Origin of the sequence: Amycolatopsis orientalis DSM 40040 = KCTC 9412, assembly GCF_000478275.1 — a bacterium.
GTDB classification, from domain to species: domain Bacteria; phylum Actinomycetota; class Actinomycetes; order Mycobacteriales; family Pseudonocardiaceae; genus Amycolatopsis; species Amycolatopsis orientalis.
The window spans coordinates 44,641-60,541 of the sequence record NZ_ASJB01000045.1 but is presented as its reverse complement, the minus strand read 5'-3'; the positions used below and the strand labels follow the sequence as shown (position 1 = coordinate 60,541).

General features: G+C 67.4%; 21 protein-coding genes and 1 tRNA gene. 12 read left to right on the top strand and 10 right to left on the bottom strand.

Going from position 1 to position 15,901, the window contains the following annotated elements; all coding sequences use genetic code 11:
* Positions 1–11 precede the first annotated feature (11 nt).
* Positions 12–350, top strand: a complete 339-nt coding sequence (locus L324_RS14285; RefSeq protein ID WP_037307574.1) for an MmcQ/YjbR family DNA-binding protein — start codon at positions 12–14, stop codon at positions 348–350.
* Here L324_RS14285 and L324_RS14280 read toward each other — a convergent pair.
* Together L324_RS14280 and L324_RS14275 are read right to left on the bottom strand one after the other, a co-directional pair.
* Positions 347–874: a GNAT family N-acetyltransferase gene (locus tag L324_RS14280; RefSeq protein WP_037307266.1), complete on the bottom strand. Its 528-nt coding sequence runs from the start codon at positions 872–874 to the stop codon at positions 347–349. The genes L324_RS14285 and L324_RS14280 overlap by 4 nt on opposite strands.
* Positions 875–908: 34 nt before the next feature.
* Complete coding sequence (locus L324_RS14275) at positions 909–1,301, bottom strand: TIGR03618 family F420-dependent PPOX class oxidoreductase (RefSeq protein ID WP_037307264.1); 393 nt, start codon at positions 1,299–1,301, stop codon at positions 909–911.
* Between the two features lie 36 nt (positions 1,302–1,337).
* Between L324_RS14275 and L324_RS14270 the strand changes: the two genes are divergently transcribed.
* The 3 genes from L324_RS14270 (at position 1,338) to L324_RS14260 (ending at position 2,898) form a co-directional block, all read left to right on the top strand.
* Positions 1,338–1,739, top strand: coding sequence for a DUF4279 domain-containing protein (locus tag L324_RS14270; protein WP_037307262.1), 402 nt, complete (start codon positions 1,338–1,340; stop codon positions 1,737–1,739).
* Positions 1,736–2,170: a GNAT family N-acetyltransferase gene (locus tag L324_RS14265; protein ID WP_037307260.1), complete on the top strand. Its 435-nt coding sequence runs from the start codon at positions 1,736–1,738 to the stop codon at positions 2,168–2,170. Before L324_RS14270 ends, L324_RS14265 begins: the two co-directional genes overlap by 4 nt.
* 74 nt (positions 2,171–2,244) lie before the next feature.
* Positions 2,245–2,898 carry a hypothetical protein gene (locus L324_RS14260; protein ID WP_037307258.1) on the top strand — a complete coding sequence of 218 codons (654 nt, stop codon included), beginning with the start codon at positions 2,245–2,247 and terminating at the stop codon, positions 2,896–2,898.
* Between the two features lie 3 nt (positions 2,899–2,901).
* Here L324_RS14260 and L324_RS14255 read toward each other — a convergent pair whose 3' ends face one another.
* Together L324_RS14255 and L324_RS14250 are read right to left on the bottom strand one after the other, a co-directional pair.
* A complete protein-coding gene (locus L324_RS14255; protein ID WP_037307256.1) occupies positions 2,902–3,390 on the bottom strand; it encodes a GNAT family N-acetyltransferase in 489 nt (162 codons plus the stop codon).
* A 27-nt stretch (positions 3,391–3,417) separates the two neighbouring features.
* A complete protein-coding gene (locus L324_RS14250) occupies positions 3,418–3,942 on the bottom strand; it encodes a hypothetical protein (RefSeq protein ID WP_235783535.1) in 525 nt (174 codons plus the stop codon).
* A 454-nt stretch (positions 3,943–4,396) separates the two neighbouring features.
* Here L324_RS14250 and L324_RS14245 point away from each other — a divergent pair, with 454 nt between their 5' ends.
* Entirely contained in the window at positions 4,397–4,684 is a 288-nt protein-coding gene (locus L324_RS14245; protein ID WP_235783534.1) for a type II toxin-antitoxin system VapC family toxin, read from the top strand.
* A gap of 460 nt (positions 4,685–5,144) precedes the next feature.
* Here the strand turns inward: L324_RS14245 and L324_RS14240 are convergent.
* Positions 5,145–5,215 (bottom strand) — tRNA-Gly (locus L324_RS14240).
* Positions 5,216–5,326: 111 nt separating this feature from the next.
* Here L324_RS14240 and L324_RS14235 point away from each other — a divergent pair.
* Together L324_RS14235 and dcd are read left to right on the top strand one after the other, a co-directional pair.
* Positions 5,327–6,532, top strand: a complete 1,206-nt coding sequence (locus tag L324_RS14235) for an oxygenase MpaB family protein (RefSeq protein WP_037307571.1) — start codon at positions 5,327–5,329, stop codon at positions 6,530–6,532.
* Between the two features lie 13 nt (positions 6,533–6,545).
* The gene (gene dcd, locus L324_RS14230) at positions 6,546–7,127 is read left to right on the top strand and encodes a dCTP deaminase (protein WP_016338162.1); all 582 of its coding nucleotides are present in this window, start codon (positions 6,546–6,548) and stop codon (positions 7,125–7,127) included.
* Here the strand turns inward: dcd and L324_RS14225 are convergent.
* The gene (locus tag L324_RS14225) at positions 7,124–8,317 is read right to left on the bottom strand and encodes an FAD-dependent oxidoreductase (RefSeq protein WP_037307252.1); all 1,194 of its coding nucleotides are present in this window, start codon (positions 8,315–8,317) and stop codon (positions 7,124–7,126) included. The genes dcd and L324_RS14225 overlap by 4 nt on opposite strands.
* A 73-nt stretch (positions 8,318–8,390) precedes the next feature.
* Here L324_RS14225 and L324_RS14220 point away from each other — a divergent pair, with 73 nt between their 5' ends.
* The gene (locus L324_RS14220; protein WP_037307250.1) at positions 8,391–8,858 is read left to right on the top strand and encodes a MarR family winged helix-turn-helix transcriptional regulator; all 468 of its coding nucleotides are present in this window, start codon (positions 8,391–8,393) and stop codon (positions 8,856–8,858) included.
* Between the two features lie 121 nt (positions 8,859–8,979).
* Positions 8,980–9,672, top strand: a complete 693-nt coding sequence (locus L324_RS14215; protein WP_037307568.1) for a CAP domain-containing protein — start codon at positions 8,980–8,982, stop codon at positions 9,670–9,672.
* Here the strand turns inward: L324_RS14215 and L324_RS14210 are convergent.
* The 3 genes from L324_RS14210 to L324_RS14200 form a co-directional block, all read right to left on the bottom strand.
* Complete coding sequence (locus L324_RS14210) at positions 9,666–10,661, bottom strand: cation diffusion facilitator family transporter (protein WP_037307248.1); 996 nt, start codon at positions 10,659–10,661, stop codon at positions 9,666–9,668. The two genes, L324_RS14215 and L324_RS14210, sit on opposite strands and share 7 nt — an antisense overlap.
* A 30-nt stretch (positions 10,662–10,691) precedes the next feature.
* Positions 10,692–11,093, bottom strand: a complete 402-nt coding sequence (locus tag L324_RS14205; RefSeq protein ID WP_235783533.1) for a DUF742 domain-containing protein — start codon at positions 11,091–11,093, stop codon at positions 10,692–10,694.
* 303 nt (positions 11,094–11,396) lie between these two features.
* Entirely contained in the window at positions 11,397–13,691 is a 2,295-nt protein-coding gene (locus L324_RS14200) for a (Fe-S)-binding protein (RefSeq protein WP_037307244.1), read from the bottom strand.
* Positions 13,692–13,845: 154 nt separating this feature from the next.
* Here L324_RS14200 and L324_RS14195 point away from each other — a divergent pair, with 154 nt between their 5' ends.
* Genes L324_RS14195 through L324_RS14185 form a run of 3 tightly spaced genes read left to right on the top strand, consistent with a single transcriptional unit; the run spans position 13,846 to position 15,190 of the window.
* The gene (locus L324_RS14195) at positions 13,846–14,172 is read left to right on the top strand and encodes a DMT family transporter (RefSeq protein WP_037307241.1); all 327 of its coding nucleotides are present in this window, start codon (positions 13,846–13,848) and stop codon (positions 14,170–14,172) included.
* Positions 14,173–14,733: a TetR/AcrR family transcriptional regulator gene (locus L324_RS14190; RefSeq protein WP_037307239.1), complete on the top strand. Its 561-nt coding sequence runs from the start codon at positions 14,173–14,175 to the stop codon at positions 14,731–14,733.
* Positions 14,734–14,755: 22 nt separating this feature from the next.
* The gene (locus tag L324_RS14185) at positions 14,756–15,190 is read left to right on the top strand and encodes a GNAT family N-acetyltransferase (RefSeq protein ID WP_037307237.1); all 435 of its coding nucleotides are present in this window, start codon (positions 14,756–14,758) and stop codon (positions 15,188–15,190) included.
* 72 nt (positions 15,191–15,262) lie between these two features.
* On the opposite strand, the gene L324_RS14180 is transcribed toward L324_RS14185, so the two are convergent.
* Positions 15,263–15,802, bottom strand: coding sequence for a YbhB/YbcL family Raf kinase inhibitor-like protein (locus L324_RS14180; RefSeq protein WP_037307236.1), 540 nt, complete (start codon positions 15,800–15,802; stop codon positions 15,263–15,265).
* Between the last annotated feature and the right edge of the window lie 99 nt (positions 15,803–15,901).

Below are 15,901 nucleotides of genomic sequence, written 5' to 3'. Positions count from 1 at the left end.
CAATGTCCGCCATGACGACCTGGGAAGAAGTCGTGGACCTGGCGGGCAGGCTGCCCGAGGTCGAGGTGTCCACGTCGTACCGCACGCCGTCGCTCAAGGTCGCGGGCAAGAGTTTCGCCCGGCTGCGCACCGAGGCCGAGGGCGGATTGATGCTGTTGTGCGAGCACGCGGAGAAGGAGGCCCTGCTGGCTTCCGGCGACCCCGCGTACTTCACCACCCCGCATTACGACGGCTACGGCGCGATCCTCGTCGACCTGGAGAAGGTCGACAAGGCGCAGTTGCGTGAACTCATCGAGGAAGCCTGGCGGATGAAGGCGCCCGCCAGGCTCACGAAGGGGCTGGACGACTAGCGGAGTTCCCCTTCGAGCAGGCTCATCAGGTACTCGTCGTGCCACTGGCCGTTCTGGCCGCGGAACGACTGCCGGTGCCTGCCGTCCACCTGGAACCCGATCTTCTTGTAGATGTGGATCGCGGCCTCGTTGTCGACCACGACCCAGAGCGCGATCATGTGCAGCCGCATCATGTCGAAGCCGTAGCGGCAGAGCGTGCGCATGGCATCGGTGCCGTAGCCGCCGCCCCAGTGGTCCTTCTCGCCGATGTAGATGTCGAGTTCGGCCCGGCCTCGTTCCGGGGTGGCGTCGCGCAGCGTGCACGTGCCGATCAGCGTGCCGACGGCGAGGGTCTCGATCGCGAAGGTCGCCTGTTCGTAGCTGTTGGGCTTCCGCTTGGCGAACCGTTCGCGGATCTGGGCGAGGGATTCCGGGTGATCCGCGACGAACCAGCGCATGACCTCCGGGTCGTTGTGCCAGCGCCACAACGTGTCGGCGTCCTCGGGCTCCAGCGGTCGCAAACGGATCAGTTCCCCGGTCGGCATCGTTCACCCCAAGATCGGTATCGGGCTTCCGAGACTATTGGGCCACGCCTTCGAGCAGCCACCGTTTTACCGGGACTTCCAGCAACACCCTGGCACCGAAGGGTTCGACCTCGACGTCGGCTGCCCAGCCGTCGTACTTCGCCGCGAGTGCCGCGAGAACGTCTTCGCGCGGAGCCCCGCGATGGACGCGCGCCGAGCCCTCGGCGACCGCGGGCGCGTCACCGTCTTCGAGCGCGATGCTGACGCGCGGGTCTTGGCCGACGTTGCGCACCTTCACGTTCCGCTCACCGCTGCTGATCCAGAAGACGTCGTCGAGATACACGAACCACACCGGCGTGACATGCGGCGAACCGTCCGCGCGAAGCGTGCACAACCAGGCGTTTCGTTCCCTGGCGAGGCGTTCGATAAGCGATTGATCACGATTCACCTGGTCAGCTTGCCCGAAAGCTAGGGTCCGGGGCGTATGAAGGTCCACCAGTACTGCTACTTCGCTTTGAAGAGCGAAACCGTGTCCGCCGGGGAGATCTCCGCGCGGCTCGGCATGCAGCCCGACGAGGCCCTGGTACTGGGTTCACGGTCCGCCGAACACCGGTTGCCGCGGATGCACACGTGGAAGGTGACGCATCGTGGCACGGGACCGGTCGACGACCAGATCGAGAGCGTGATCGGCAGGCTCGCCCCGGTCCGCCCGGGAATCCGGAAACTGGTGGACGAGGGCGCGAGCGCGGTACTGCAGGTCGTCCGCTACTTCCATCACCGCGACGGCGGCGAGGAGTTCGGCTGGCACCTCTCGCCCGCCGTCCTCGCCTTCCTCGCCGAAGCCGCCGCGGCCCTGGACGTCGACGAGTACGACCTCAGCGAATGATCCGTCCGGCGACCGAAACCGACCTTCCCGGACTGCTCGGGCTGTACGCGGAACTGCATCCGGACGATCCGCCGCTGTCCGCCGAGCGGGGTGTCGCCATCTGGCGGCGAATCGCCGACCAGCCGGGCCGCGAGATCCTGGTGGCCGACTCCGGCGACGCGATCATCGGCACGGTCGATTGCTCGATCCACGCCAACCTCACTCGCTCCGGGCGCCCGTTCATGCTCGTCGAGAACGTGGTGGTCGCGGCGGCACGGCGCAGAACCGGTGTCGCCTCGCGGTTGTTCGAGGCGGTGGTCGACCTCGCCCTGCGCGAAGACTGCTACAAGGTGCAATTGATCTCGCGTTCCGACCGCGCCGACGCGCACGCCTTCTACCGGTCGTGCGGCTTCGACGCCGTCGCCGAGGGCTATCGCCGCTACTTCCGCTGAGCCGGTGCGCGGCGGCGACGCCGGAGATGGTGGGATGGTGCCCCACAGCCGGACAACCCCGTTGGGAGCCCAGCATGTCGAGCGAGAACTGGCCGCTGCGTCAGGATCCGGAGTCGCCGGTCATCATCTCCCGGTCGCTGGTGGAGGATCCGGCGAACCTCGCGTTCGTCGTACTCGACGACGACGGCGACTGGTTCATCAGCGACGGCAACGAGTTCTCTGAAGACATGGAACTCAACCGCGACGCGTTCGGCTCGCTGCCCCTGCGGGACGCGGTGGACCTCATCCCCGAACTCACCGCGCTCGCCGGCCTCCCCACCGGCATGGCCGCCGACTGGGACCCGGAGCGGCGCGCGTGGCTGCTGAGCTCGGTCGCCGACTCCGATGACGACGACGAAGACCTTCTGGTGCGCGCCGCCCGCCTCGCGGCGTGGACGCACCCCGGTTCGCCGCTGGAAGAAGTGCAGGTGAGCGCCGAACTCGCCGAGATCTCCACCGACCCCGCCGCTCCGGCCCGCGCCGTGCGCCAGGTCGTCCGCGAGGCGGACGGCACCTGGCTGCTCGTCGGCTTCCAGGTGCCGGAGAACGAGGACTTCGAGGTCGAAGCCCTGGAGATGGAGCACGCCGTCACGCTGTACCCGGACGTCGCCCTGGTGCTCAGCGCCGCGCCCGGCCAGGTGTACGACCGTGCCACCGCCGACGCCCCGTGGGAACTCGTCGAAGGCTGACCCTCAGCCGAAGTCGCAGTACATGACGTGCAGCCCGATGCGCCCCAGCGCCGGGTGCTCGAACGCGCCCGGCACCGTCCCGACGATCTTGAACCCGAGCCGCTCGTAGACCCGGATCCCGGCGGCGTTCGCCTCGGTGACCGCGTTGAACTGCATCCCCGCGAAACCCTGTGCCCGCGCCCATTCCAGCGCATGCGCGCACAACGCACTGCCGACGCCCTTGCCGCGAACGTCCTTGTCCACCATGAAACTGGCCGTCGCCACATGCGATCCGGGCCCCGCGCGATTCGGCCCCATCTTCGCCGTCCCGAGCACCCGACCGCCCTCGACCGCGACCACCGTCCGGCCGGGCGGCGACTCGACCCACGTCTCGCGAGCGTCGGCCTCGGTGAGGTTCGGGTCGTAGGTGTAGGTGTCGGCCGCCTGCACGACTTCGCGCACGATCGGCCAGACCTGTGCCCAGTCGTCGTTCGTGAACCCCCGGATGTCCATGTCCGTCACCGTAACAACGCTCGGAAATCAAAAACCGGTCCTGCGGTTCTGGAACCATCGCCAGGCGAAGCCGGAGCCCAAGAGCAACCCGGCGCCTGCCAAGGCCGCGCCGATCCAGATCTCCGTCGAGCCGGACTCCCGCTCGACGCGCGTTTCCGGCGGCAATCCGGCCGCGATCCCGTCGATCTTGGCCTGGACCGAACGATGGTCGAAGACGCTCAAATCGCCGTCCTCCGCCAACGTGGCCAACCAGTTGCGAACCTCGTCGTTCTGCGCGGGCGAAAAGCCGGGGAATTCGACAGACGACGTCCGAAGGACCCCGCCGCCTATACACCTCAGCGGCTCGCCGGTGGACGCGTCGAGGTATTGCCCGGTCGTCCCGCATTTGTCACCGGCCTTGGCGAAGACGACCGTGTACGGCCCCGGGGCGCTGCCTGTGTTCAGGCCGATGATGAGGAAGATCGCGCCTACCAGCAAGAGCGGAAGGATCAGCGCCGCGGACAGCACGGTCAGCAAGGCCGCCGCCGTGCTGTCACCCGACCTTCTTGGCACGGTGCGAAGATAACAGGGGATGGGCAAACCCGAACCATCGTTGATCACCGTCGGCCGCCTCTTGCAGGGGAATCTAGTTGCGTCGTGCTTGTCGTCGCGGCACATCGACTACGCTTACTTAGCGTTACGTGAACTTGCGCGTCATGCACAATGCGTACACCGCATTCCCGAATGGGGCGCATGGCCGCGGCTAGGATGGGGATATGACGACTGGCGAAAACCCAGACCCGGGTGCTCCCCGCGAAGAGGCCCGACGTCTCCTCGAGGCCGTCCCCGATGAGCGGGTATCGGCTGCGTTGGCAGCGCTCAGGCAACTGGCCGAGGTGCAGCCGGACACCGAGTCGCCGCGTCGTCGTTTTCGCACAGTCGGTGTATTCGACGGCGAAAGCGATCTCGGTCGGCGTGCCAAGGAGATAGCTAGACACGAACTCGGCGGCGGATCGAGTAAGTCGGCGTGATTCTGATCGACACCGGGGTCGTGGTCGCGATGGGCAACCGGCGCGACGATGATCACGAACGCTGCACAGAGCTCTTGGTTTCGACACTGGAACCGCTGGTCTTGCCAGAGCCTCTCTTGGTCGAGATCGGCTACATGCTCGGCTCGCGTGCCGGCGCTTCAGCAGAAGCCGACTTCCTTCGTGACGTCGTTGATGGTCTCTATACCGTCGAGTCCATGTTGCTCGCCGACATCGCACGGGCAGCCGACCTCGTGGAGAAGTACGCCGATCTCCCGCTGGGGTAATGCCGACGCGTGCGTCATCGCCCTCGCCGAGCGGCTTGGTGTCACGCGTGTGGCGACCCTCGACACGCGTCACTTCTCTGTCGTCAAGCCCAAGCACGTTTCTGCGTTCACTTTGCTGCCCTGAATACCGAATTCGCACGCCATGTGCGAACTTGACCACGCGGCCGTCTTCGGTGACCTAAGTCGTCGCAATGCCATGACGGCGGGGAGTTCCGCACGCGGACGGCGCTCATCTACCAGAGGGCGACGAGTGAGGCCGACGCGCAGATCGCGGACCGGCTGTCCAAGCTCGTCGACCGCCACCGCAAGGGCACGACCCCGGACGACGACGAAGATCAGGACGGCCAACCGGTCCCGGTCGGCTAATGGCCCGTTAATGGCCCAGCCGGAAGATCGGCCGGACAAAGCGAAAGCCCCAGGTCCACAGTGGACATCCACTGACCTGGGGCTTTCGCATGAGAGCGGATGACGGGAATCGAACCCGCGTATTCAGCTTGGGAAGCTGATGTTCTACCATTGAACTACATCCGCAGTGCTCGGCCAGCATACATGGTCCGGATCTCCCCTTGCCAAGCCCTACCCCCTCCTTGACGTCACCGACGAAAGTGACAACACTTGTTGTCTACATCGGAGGTGAGCCGGATGGACGAGAGGCTGCCCGACCCCGAGCTGTTCCGCCAAGGCGGGTTCCGGGTCGCGTCGAGGCTGTTCATCGAGGGCGACATCAGGGGCGACGAGCGCCAGGTGGCCCGGCTGCGGAAGTTCGCGCAGCGGGAGGATCCGGCGGCCGACGTGCTGGTGCCCTACCTTCGGAACGGCGGTCGGAAAACCTTCGAACAGGCGCTGCGGCAAGGCATCGACAGCGTCGAGGGCGCGCCGGGGGAGCTCGAAGCGTTCTTCCGTGACGTCGAGGCGACGCCGTATTGGGTCGACCAGGACAGGGTGGAGCGCGGGGCGCGGGCGATCACGCGCGCCGGGTTGCTCGGTCTCTTCCCGCTCGGCGACGTCTCGCTGATGGGCGGCTACCTCGCGTCGCGCGCCACGAAGTCGCTCGTCGGGACGGGCGAGATCGAGTACAAGGCGGCGCGGCGCCTCGTCGAGACGGCGACGTGGTGGATCCACGTGACCACACCGGGCGCGCTCGTGCCCGGCGGGCACGGGTACGAGTCCGCGTTGCGGGTGCGGATGGTGCACGCGCATGTCCGCGCCGCCATGAATCGCCGCGAGGACTGGGATTACGCCGCTTGGGACAGGCCGGTCAACCAGGTCCAGACCGCGGGTACGCTCCTCCTCTTCTCCCTTGTCTACGTCTTCGGCACGCAACTGCTCGGACTCCGCTACAGCGCCCGCGAGCGCGCCGACATCCTGCATCTCTGGCGTTACGTCGGCTGGCTGATGGGCGTCGACGAGGAACTCCTGCCCGCCGGGGAGGACGACGCCTGGCGGTTGCTGTGGCTGCTCGCCACCACCGAGTTCATCCCGGACGACGACTCGAAACGGCTCGCCGCGGCGCTCATGAAGGCCCACGCCGGGATCGGCGAGGGCCGGGGCGCGTTCGGCAAGGTGCTCGCGCACGTGTCGGTCGCGGGGCACGGGGCGATCAGCAGGCTGCTGCTCGGCAAGAGCAACGCCGACTTCCTGGAGCTGCCCGACGATCCGATCGCGCAGGCGGCCGTGGTCGCGGTGGCGGGCGCCAACTTCGCCGCCGAGACCGTCCGGCGGCTGGTGCCGGGGGCGACGGCGCTCCAGGAGCGGATCGGGGCGGCCGGGCGGCGCCATTATCTGCGGCAGGTCACCAAGGTGTTCCGGCTCGACCCGACCTACGGCAGGCACATGAAGGCCGCTTGACTACGCTGACCGGGTGCTCCTCAGCGACCGTGACCTCCGTAAAGAGCTCGACGCCGGCCGTCTCGGTGTCGACCCGTTCGACCCGACGATGGTCCAGCCGTCGAGCATCGACGTGCGCCTCGACCGCTTCTTCCGCGTGTTCGACAACAGCAAGTACACGCACATCGACCCGCAGCTCCAGCAGGACGAACTGACGTCGCTGGTCGAGAAGGAGGGCGAAGACCCCTTCGTCCTCCACCCTGGCGAGTTCGTCCTCGGCTCCACCTATGAGACCGTGACGCTGGCCGACGACCTCGCCGGCCGTCTGGAGGGCAAGTCGTCCCTCGGCCGTCTCGGCCTGCTCACCCACTCCACGGCGGGCTTCATCGACCCGGGCTTCTCCGGCCACATCACGCTCGAACTCTCGAACGTGGCGAACCTGCCGATCACGCTCTGGCCGGGCATGAAGATCGGCCAGCTCTGCATCTTCCGCCTGTCCAGCGCGGCGGAGTTCCCGTACGGCTCGAACGAGGCAGGCTCGCGTTACCAGGGGCAGCGGGGGCCGACCCCGAGCCGCGCGTACAAGAACTTTCACCGCGTGGACACCTGGCGCTAACCCAAGGCGGGCGCTTCCCAGTCGATCCGGTGCCGCCACATGAAGGCGTTCGGATCCTCTTCCGGCGGGTTCTTGAACGCCCGCGTGATGAAGAAGTCCCGGATCACCCGGCCGACGGGGCCGGCCGCCTTCGAGTCGCCGTTGCGCTTACCGCGCTCGACGACGGCCTCCACGCGCTCGCGTCGAAGTCCTTCGTAGGCGGCGAGCGCCTTCGGGATCGAAGGGAGGTCACGCAGGCATCGCGCCAGCGTGACGGCGTCCTCGATGGCCATCGAGGCGCCCTGGCCCGCCGCCGGTGAGGTCGCGTGGGCGGCGTCGCCGATGATCACCATCCGGTCCGTCCGCCAGGTCGGCACGCTCGGGAAGTCGTACGTCGCCCACGGCCGGTAGACCTCCCGCGTCGCGCGCACGATCTCGACGGCGGGGGTGCGGTCCACCGCGAGTTGCCGGATCAGGTCCGCACGCCAGGCGTCGCCGGTCATCGCGGCGAGGTCGGCGGGGGACGGCTCCTGTTTCCGGGGGACGTTCGCGAACCACCAGACGCCGCCGTCCGGATGGATGACGTGGGCGAAGAACAGCCGCTTGCCGAAGGTCATGTGCATGACGCCGGGTTCGCCGTCCAGCCGCAGGCCCTCGGCGACCCCGCCCGTGTTCAGCAGCGGCACGTAGCGCGGCGAAGGTGCCTGCGGGTCGATGATCCGCCGCACCCGCGACCGGAGCCCGTCCGCGCCGACCAGCAGGTCGCCCTCCGCCGACGAACCGTCGTCGAACGTCGCGCGCACGCCGTCACCGGTCTCCCGCGCGCCGGTCAGGCGCTTGCCGTAGTGGACCTCGATGCCGCGTCTGATGGCTTCGTCGCGCAGGCCGATGTAGAGGTCGGATCGGAGCACGGTCTGGCTCACGGTGCCGTCCTCCAGCGGCCCGCCCAGCGGTAGTTCCGCCACCTCCCGTCCGTTCCCCAGCCGCATCCTTATCCGCGGTGTGTCGAATCCCAGGCCTTTGACCACGCCTTTCAGGTTCAGCGGCGTCAGTGCGTCGAGCCCGTTCACCGCGAGGGTCAGGAACGCCCCGACTCCTTCGGCGGTCCGGTCGTACGCCTCGTGGACCACCGGTTCGTGGCCCGTCGCGTGCAGTGCGATCGCCGTGATCGTGCCCGCGATACCCCCGCCGGCGATCAGTACCTTCGCCATGTCTTTCACCCCATCGAACCTCTTAGAAACTAATTCGTTCTATCGAACTAAAGACTCCGCTAGGCTGGACGACGTGTCAAGCGAGCGAGCGGAACTGGTCGAGCGGATCCTCAACGGGTCGCGCGCGCTGTCGACCGAGACGGTCATGTTCCACACGGCGATCGCCGAGCAGAGCGGGCTTTCGGCCGTCGAAAACAAGGTGACCGACTACCTCGCCCGCTTCGGACCGCAGACGCCGAAGGCGCTCTCGCAGCTCTCCGGACTCGCGCCCGCCTCGATCACCGCGCTCATCGACAGGCTCGAAGGCAAAGGCGTCGTCGCGCGGAAGCCGCATCCCGAAGACCGGCGGAAGGTGCTCATCGAGATCGACGGGGCGCGGATGGCCGACGTCGCCCCGCTGTGGGATCACCTGGTGAAGTCGGTGCGCGAGGCCTGCGAGAAGTACACGGACGGTGAACTCGAGACGGTGCTCCGGTTCCTGGCCGACGCGGCGGCGATCACGAACGAGTCGACCCAGCGGATCACCGGACGCCACCGCTGAGCGGTATTACTACTTTCGGGGGTATTGCCGTAACCAGTTCGTGATAGTTTTCGGCCCCGTGTCCCCCAATAGAACAAGAACCCGGTTACTGTTGGTCACGCTCAGCTTCCTGTTGGGCGGAGTGATCGCCAGCGCCAGCTACCTGATGGTGACCGATCGGTTCCAGGGCACCGCGCTGAGCAACCTGTCGTTGAGCGTTCCCGACACCAAGGGCAGACCCGGCGACGCCCTCGCGAAGCCACCCGCCTACTTCGGTCAGACGTCCGCTCCGGCCCCGGGTGACCCCGCACCCGGTACGTCCGCTCCGCCGTCGTCTTCGGCGGCCCCCACGTCTTCCTCGGCCCCGCCCAGCTCGTCCTCCGCTCCGGCCGAGCCGCCTGCCCCGTCCTCCGAAGCGCCGAAGCCGCCTTCCAGTGAAGCACCGAAGCCGCCTCGCTCCCAGGACAGCTCGCTCGCCGGTCAGGTCATCGATCTCGTCAACTCCGAGCGCGCCGACGCCGGCTGCTCCCCGGTGAGCAACGAGTCGCATCTCGCCGCCGCGGCGCAGGGGCACAGCGACGACATGTCCGAGCGGAACTACTTCTCGCACACCACCCCGGAAGGCGTCACCTTCGACCAGCGCATCCGGGCCGCCGGCTACGACAAGCCCGGCGCCGAGAACATCGCCAAGGGCCAGTCGACGGCCGCGAAGGTGATGGAAGCGTGGATGAACTCCGAGGGCCACCGCGCCAACATCCTCAACTGCAATCTGAAGAAGATCGGCGTCGGCGTGAACACCAAGGGCATGTACTGGACGCAGAACTTCGGCTACTGACCCTTGCCCCATCGTTCGGCGATGTCGCCGTAGCGGGCCAGTACCGCCGCGCGCAGTTCGGGATCCGTACGCGGGACCGGTTCGATGAACACCTCGGTGACATCGCCGAAGGCCCCCGTCAGCTCGGTCGCCAGCCGGACGCAGGCGCGTTCGAGGTCGGCCGCGCCCAGTGCGTCGTCGAAGTCGACACGGGCGCAGACGAGCACCTGATCGGTGCCCATCAGCATGGTCTGCAGATCGACGACGGCCTCGATCTCGGGCGCGGCCACCAGGTGATCCCGGAGTCCGCGCACCAGCTTCGGATCGGCCTGCCTGCCGATCAGCAGACCGCGGTTGGTGCGCCCGAGCACATAGGCGACGAGCGCCAGCAGCACGCCGATCGCGATCGACGCCGCGCCGTCCCAGACGTGCGAGCCGGTCAGCTGGTGCAGGCCGATCCCGGCGAAGGCGAGCAGCAGGCCGATCAACGCGGCCGAGTCCTCGAACAGCACGGTCTTCGGTGCCGGGTCGTCGATCATCCGCAGGTAGACGGACACCTTCTGGCCCGCTTCGGCGGCATCGCGCCGCACCTGCCGCACGGCCTGGATCCACGAGACGGACTCGAGGACGAAGGCGATCGCGAGGACGAGGTAGCCGACGATCGGGTCGGTCTGGTCGGTCTCCTCACCGAACACCGTCGAGAAGCCCTCGTACAACGCGAACATCGCGCCGGAGGCGAAGATCGACACCGCCGCGAGCAGCGACCAGAAGTACCGTTCCTTGCCGTAGCCGAACGGGTGGACGCGGTCGGCGGGGCGGTCCGAGCGTTTCAGCGCGGTCAACAGGAGGACCTCGGTGATCGTGTCGGCCACCGAATGCGCTGCTTCCGACAGCATCGCGCCGGAGCCGGTGATGATCCCGGCGATCAGTTTCAGCACCGCGATGGCGAGGTTGACCCCGCCCGCCAGCACTACGGTCAGGGTGCTTTCACCGCCGGATTCTTCACTCACCTCGCGTAGCGTAGTGCGAGTGCGCCGATCTCACAGACGACGCAAACCCTGCAGGACGCGTTCCATCAAGGCGAGTGCCGGATGACCGTCGAATTCAGCCTGCGTTTCATGAACGGTAACCAAACCGAGTTCGGCCATATCACCCAAAAGGACCTTTGCAACGCCGAGTGGAACGCTTAAGGACGCGGCCACTTCGGCGACCGAAGTCGGACGACGGCACAGTGACCGGACGGAATGGAATTCGACGCTGAACCCCGGCGCGTTCCAGGGCGCGTCCGTTCGGACGGAAATCATCGCTTCGATGGCGAAGTTCCGCTTGGACTGAGTACGTCCGCCCGTGCGGACGTACGGGCGGACGCGCGTGCGTTGCTGCTGCTGTCGCGGGGGACGCCGGGCGGCCGGGATGCTCGGGATGGTCGCCTCCTGCGCCATCCGGGCGAGTGCCGCGGTCGACGGCAGGCGGCTGAGGGGACGAGCGGCCGACGATCCCGGCATCGCGAGGCGGTGTTCCCTGCCCGGACGGAGTTCGTGACGGTTGCCCATTGATTTCCTCGCCCCATTTCTGCGTCGCCGAAAGGAACCTCGCGGACGACAACGGCAACGAGGAAACGCCAGCTTATCGTCGCCGTGTACCGCCGAACGGGTAAGGGAACGGAATGGTCTGGTCCAGATAAAACACGGGGGGACATTCTCTCGCATTATGTGCGAGAAAATGTCCCCTCCGGTCTTGACGTGCTACTTGTCTTCCTCGGGAAGTGGCGTGCCGGTGGCCGTTTCGTCGGTGGGCGTGTCGGCCTTTCCGTCGAGTTCGGCATCCGAGACGCCGTCCAGCGACGGGGCACCCGCCGGGACCAGCTGCGGCTCCGGCTTGCGCTTGACCGCGGTCAGCAGCAGCTGGGCGACGTCGACGACCTCGACCTTCTCGCTCGCCTGACCGTCGCTCTGGCGCGCCGTCACGCCGTCGGTGAGCATCACGCGGCAGAACGGGCAGCCGGTCGCGATCTTCGACGGCGCGGTGCCGAGCGCCTCGTCCACGCGTTCGACGTTGATCCGCTTGCCGATCTTCTCTTCCATCCACATCCGCGCGCCGCCCGCGCCACAGCACATCGAGCGGTCACCGTGCCGCGGCATCTCCCGCAGCTGCGCGCCCGAAGCGCCGACGAGCTCACGCGGGGCGTCGTAGACCTTGTTGTGGCGGCCGAGGTAGCAGGGGTCGTGGTAGGTGACGTCCTCGGCGACCGGGGCCACCGGGGTCAGGTGCTTCTCCCGCACCAGGCGGTTGAGCAGCTGCGTGTGGTGCACGACCTCGAACTGGCCGCCCAGTTCCGGGTACTCGTTCGCGAGCGTGTTGAAGCAGTGGGCGCAGGTGACGACCACCTTGCGCTCCTTGCGTTCGCGGCCTTCGAACACCGAGTTCAGGATCTCGACGTTCTGCTGCGCCAGCATCTGGAACAGGAACTCGTTGCCCGCGCGGCGGGCCGGGTCACCCGTGCAGGACTCCTCGGAGCCGAGCACGGTGTACTTCACGCCCGCGATGTGCAGCAGTTCCGCGACGGCGCGCGTGGTCTTCTTCGCGCGGTCCTCGAACGCGCCGGCGCAGCCGACCCAGAAGAGGTACTCGGTGTCGCCGAGGTCGCCGTCGAACACCGGCACCTCGAAGTCGAGCTCCTCGGTCCAGGCGAGCCGGTCCTTGGCGTTCTGGCCCCACGGGTTGCCCTTGTTCTCCAGGTTCTTGAACATCCCGTTGAGTTCGCTGGGGAACGCGGATTCGATCATCACCTGGTAGCGGCGCATGTCGACGATGTGGTCGACGTGCTCGATGTCCACCGGGCACTGCTCGACGCAGGCGCCGCAGGAGGTGCAGGACCACAGCACCTCGGGGTCGATGACGCCGCCGTCGTCGCCGATGAGGGCCTTCTGGGACTCCGCGATGGCGAGGACGTCGATGCCCGCGTACATGTTGTCGCCGGACAGGCCCACCTCGTCACCGGCCATGTCGCGCTTGCCGCCCGCGAGCAGGTACGGCGCCTTCGCGTAGGCGTGGTCGCGGAGCTGGGTGATGAGCAGCTTCGGCGAAAGCGGCTTGCCCGTGTTCCACGCGGGGCACTGCGACTGACAGCGGCCGCATTCGGTGCAGGTGGAGAAGTCCAGCCAGCCCTTCCAGCTGAAGTCCTCGATCTTGCCGACGCCGAAGGTGTCCTCGTCCGGGTCCGCCTCTTCGAGGTCGAGCACCTTGCCGTTGCTCATCATCGGCTTGAGCGCGCCGAGCGCGACACCGCCGTCGGCTTCGCGCTTGAAGTAGATGTTGAAGAAGGCGCTGAAGCGGTGCCAGGCGATGCCCATGGTCATCGTGCGTGCGATGACGAACAGCCAGATCGTGGCGCTCATCAGCTTGACGAACGCGAACACCGACACCAGGTTCGGGCTGGCGGGCAGCAGCTCACCGATCGGATGCGAGACGAACGCGGCCCAGACCGGGGTCTCGTGGACGTTCAGCGCGGACTTCGCGGCGCGGACGCCGATGATGCCGATGCCCTCGATGAGCACGACGGCCTCGATGAAGTACGCCCACTTGAAGTTGGAGCCCTGGAAGCGGGACTGCCGGTCGGCGCGGCGCGGGTGGTTCTTCTGGCGGACCCAGATCAGCACCAGGATGCCGACGATGGTGCCGACCCCGAGCAGCTCCATGAGCAGCTGGAAGACCGACCAGTCGTCGAGGATGGGCCAGCCCCAGGTGGGGACGAACACCTCGCCGTACGCCTCGAACAGGGCGAGCGACCCGATCAGGAAGCCCCACATGACCAGCCAGTGCGCCGGGCCGACGCTCTTGACCTTGTTCATGCGGGTGTGCGCGGCGAATTCCTTGATCAAGGTCTTCATCCGCGGCATGAACGGGCCGTTGCGGGTCGAGTCCGGCTGACCGAGGCGGATCACCCGCACGAAGCGGGCGATGGTCGCGAAGAACATTCCCCAGGCGACGACGCCGAGCAGGACCGCGATCCCGCCGAGCGTCAGCTGTACAGCGCCCATCGTCGGGTGCCTTTCGTCCGAGTGAAGCGGTGTGGTGGTTCGGGCAGACTAATGCTTCTTACTGATGGGTAACCCACTGACCGCGCCCAAGTCCCACCGATGTGGTGTACACCTCTCTTTGTTTTAAGACGATCGTCCAGGTAGTTTTTGTCACATGGGTGCATACCTTCTTCTCGCTTTGGCCATCGCCGCGGAGGTATCCGCCACGGTGTCGTTGAAACTCTCCGAAGGCTTCAGCAAGGTGGGCCCGTCGATCGTCGTGGTGGCCGGATACGCCATCGCGTTCGTCGCCCTCGCGTACGTTCTGAAGGCCGGCGTGCCGGTGAGCGTCGCCTACGCGATCTGGGCCGCGGCCGGTGTCGCGCTGGTGGCGGCCGTCGGCATGGTCTTCTTCAAGGAGCCGGTCAACCTCGCGGTGATCAGTGGGCTGGCACTGGTGATCGGCGGCGTCGTGTTGATCGAGGCAGGGAGCGCGCATTAAGTGAAGATCCAGGTCGACGGCCGGAAGGCGCGGGGCGAGAAGCGGCGCGAGGAGATCATCGCGGCCGCTCTGCGGGTGATCGAGCGGGACGGCGTCGCCGGCGTCACCCACCGGACGGTCGCCGCCGAGGCCGGCGTGCCGACGGCTTCGACGACGTATCACTTCTCCAGCCTCGACGACCTCCTGATCGCGACCCTCATCTCGTGCGCCAGGGATATGGCGACCGAGGTCTACTGGATGATCGACAGGGCCCGCTCCCGCGGCAGCCGCGGTGCCGAAGAGGTCGCCGGGCTGCTCGCCCAGGCGCTCGGCCCGCGACGGGGCCGGACTATGGCCGAGTACGAGCTGTACCTGCTGGCCGCGCGGAAGCCCGAACTGCGGCCCGCCGCGCGGCGCTGGCTGGACGTGCTGACCTCGATGGTCCGGCACGACGACGAGGTCGCGTTCCGGGTGTTCCTCGCCGGGATCGACGGCCTGCTGATCCAGGGCCTGATCGACGACGAGCCGCCGTCCGCGGAGGAGCTGCGGCCGGTGGTGGATTACCTGCTGAAACCGCGTTGACCTGCCCGGTAACTTTCGGCTCATGAGGACTGTCGGCGCTTACGAACTGGATGACGACCCGGCACGGGTGGACCTCGACGCGGTGTGGAAGTTCCTCTCCACCGGCGCCTACTGGGGCAAGTGGCGCGATCGGGAGATGGTCGAGAAGGTCGTCAGGAACGCGTGGCGCGTCGTGGGCGCGTACGAGACTTCGAGTGGCCGTCTGGTCGGGTTCGCGCGGGCGTTCTCCGACACCATCGGCAGCGCCTACCTCGCGGACGTCTTCGTCGTCGAGGACGCGCGCGGTGCCGGGCTCGGCAAGGAGCTGGTGCGGGAGATGGTCGACAACGGGCCGGGCGCGGAGTTCCGGTGGATGCTGCACACCGCCGACGCGCACGAGCTGTACCGCCCGTTCGGCTTCGGGGATCCGGCGGACGGCCAGTACATGGAGCGGCCCCGGCCCGGTGGGCGGGTCTAAAGCGGGCAGAAGTCCGTGAAGGCCTCCTTCCCTACCTTGAGCGTAGGGAAGGAGGCCTTCACGGAAAGTCGCTCAGCCCTTGTTCTCGTGCAGGGCCGTAAGGGTGGCCCGCGCGATCCCGTGGCTGAAGAGGTTGAAGCCCAGGAAGGCCGGCGTAGCGTCTTCGCCGACTTCCAGCTTCTCGACGTCGACAGCGTGCACCGCGAAGATGTACCGGTGCGGTCCGTGCCCGGGCGGCGGGGCGGCCCCGAGGAACTGCTTCACGCCGCCGTCCCCCTTCAGGGTGATGGCGCCCTTCGGCAGGCCGGACCCGGCTTCGTCGCCAGCGTTCGCGGCGAGCGCTGTCACCGAGGCGGGGATGTTGAACACCGCCCAGTGCCAGAACCCGCTCGCCGTCGGGGCGTCCGGGTCGTAGCAGGTCACGGCGAAACTCTTGGTCTCGGCCGGGAAGCCCTCCCAGGACAGCTGCGGGGAGCGGTCCTCGCCGCCCGCGCCGAAGATCCCGGACAGCTGCGGCGTCGGCAGGAAGCCGCCTTCCTCGATGTCGTTGCTGCTCAAGGTGAAGGCAGGCAGATCGGGCAGGAAGTCGTACGGATCGGGTGCCTGCGGCATGCGTCCTCCTGATCGTGGAACCGATGACCCCGCCAGGTTATGACCCCGAGGACCCCGGTGCGGGATCAGGGACGAATCCGGGGGTTACCCCTATGTCCA

Coding starts and splice junctions, on each gene's coding strand:
- L324_RS14265 (WP_037307260.1), top strand. CDS start 1,736: ATGATCCGTCCGGCGACCGAAACCGACCTTCCCGGACTGCTCGGGCTG.
- L324_RS14280 (WP_037307266.1), bottom strand. CDS start 874: ATGCCGACCGGGGAACTGATCCGTTTGCGACCGCTGGAGCCCGAGGAC.
- L324_RS14235 (WP_037307571.1), top strand. CDS start 5,327: ATGGACGAGAGGCTGCCCGACCCCGAGCTGTTCCGCCAAGGCGGGTTC.
- L324_RS14270 (WP_037307262.1), top strand. CDS start 1,338: ATGAAGGTCCACCAGTACTGCTACTTCGCTTTGAAGAGCGAAACCGTG.
- L324_RS14255 (WP_037307256.1), bottom strand. CDS start 3,390: ATGGACATCCGGGGGTTCACGAACGACGACTGGGCACAGGTCTGGCCG.
- L324_RS14200 (WP_037307244.1), bottom strand. CDS start 13,691: ATGGGCGCTGTACAGCTGACGCTCGGCGGGATCGCGGTCCTGCTCGGC.
- L324_RS14285 (WP_037307574.1), top strand. CDS start 12: ATGACGACCTGGGAAGAAGTCGTGGACCTGGCGGGCAGGCTGCCCGAG.
- L324_RS14195 (WP_037307241.1), top strand. CDS start 13,846: ATGGGTGCATACCTTCTTCTCGCTTTGGCCATCGCCGCGGAGGTATCC.
- L324_RS14225 (WP_037307252.1), bottom strand. CDS start 8,317: ATGGCGAAGGTACTGATCGCCGGCGGGGGTATCGCGGGCACGATCACG.
- L324_RS14180 (WP_037307236.1), bottom strand. CDS start 15,802: ATGCCGCAGGCACCCGATCCGTACGACTTCCTGCCCGATCTGCCTGCC.
- L324_RS14260 (WP_037307258.1), top strand. CDS start 2,245: ATGTCGAGCGAGAACTGGCCGCTGCGTCAGGATCCGGAGTCGCCGGTC.
- L324_RS14185 (WP_037307237.1), top strand. CDS start 14,756: ATGAGGACTGTCGGCGCTTACGAACTGGATGACGACCCGGCACGGGTG.
- L324_RS14205 (WP_235783533.1), bottom strand. CDS start 11,093: ATGGCGCAGGAGGCGACCATCCCGAGCATCCCGGCCGCCCGGCGTCCC.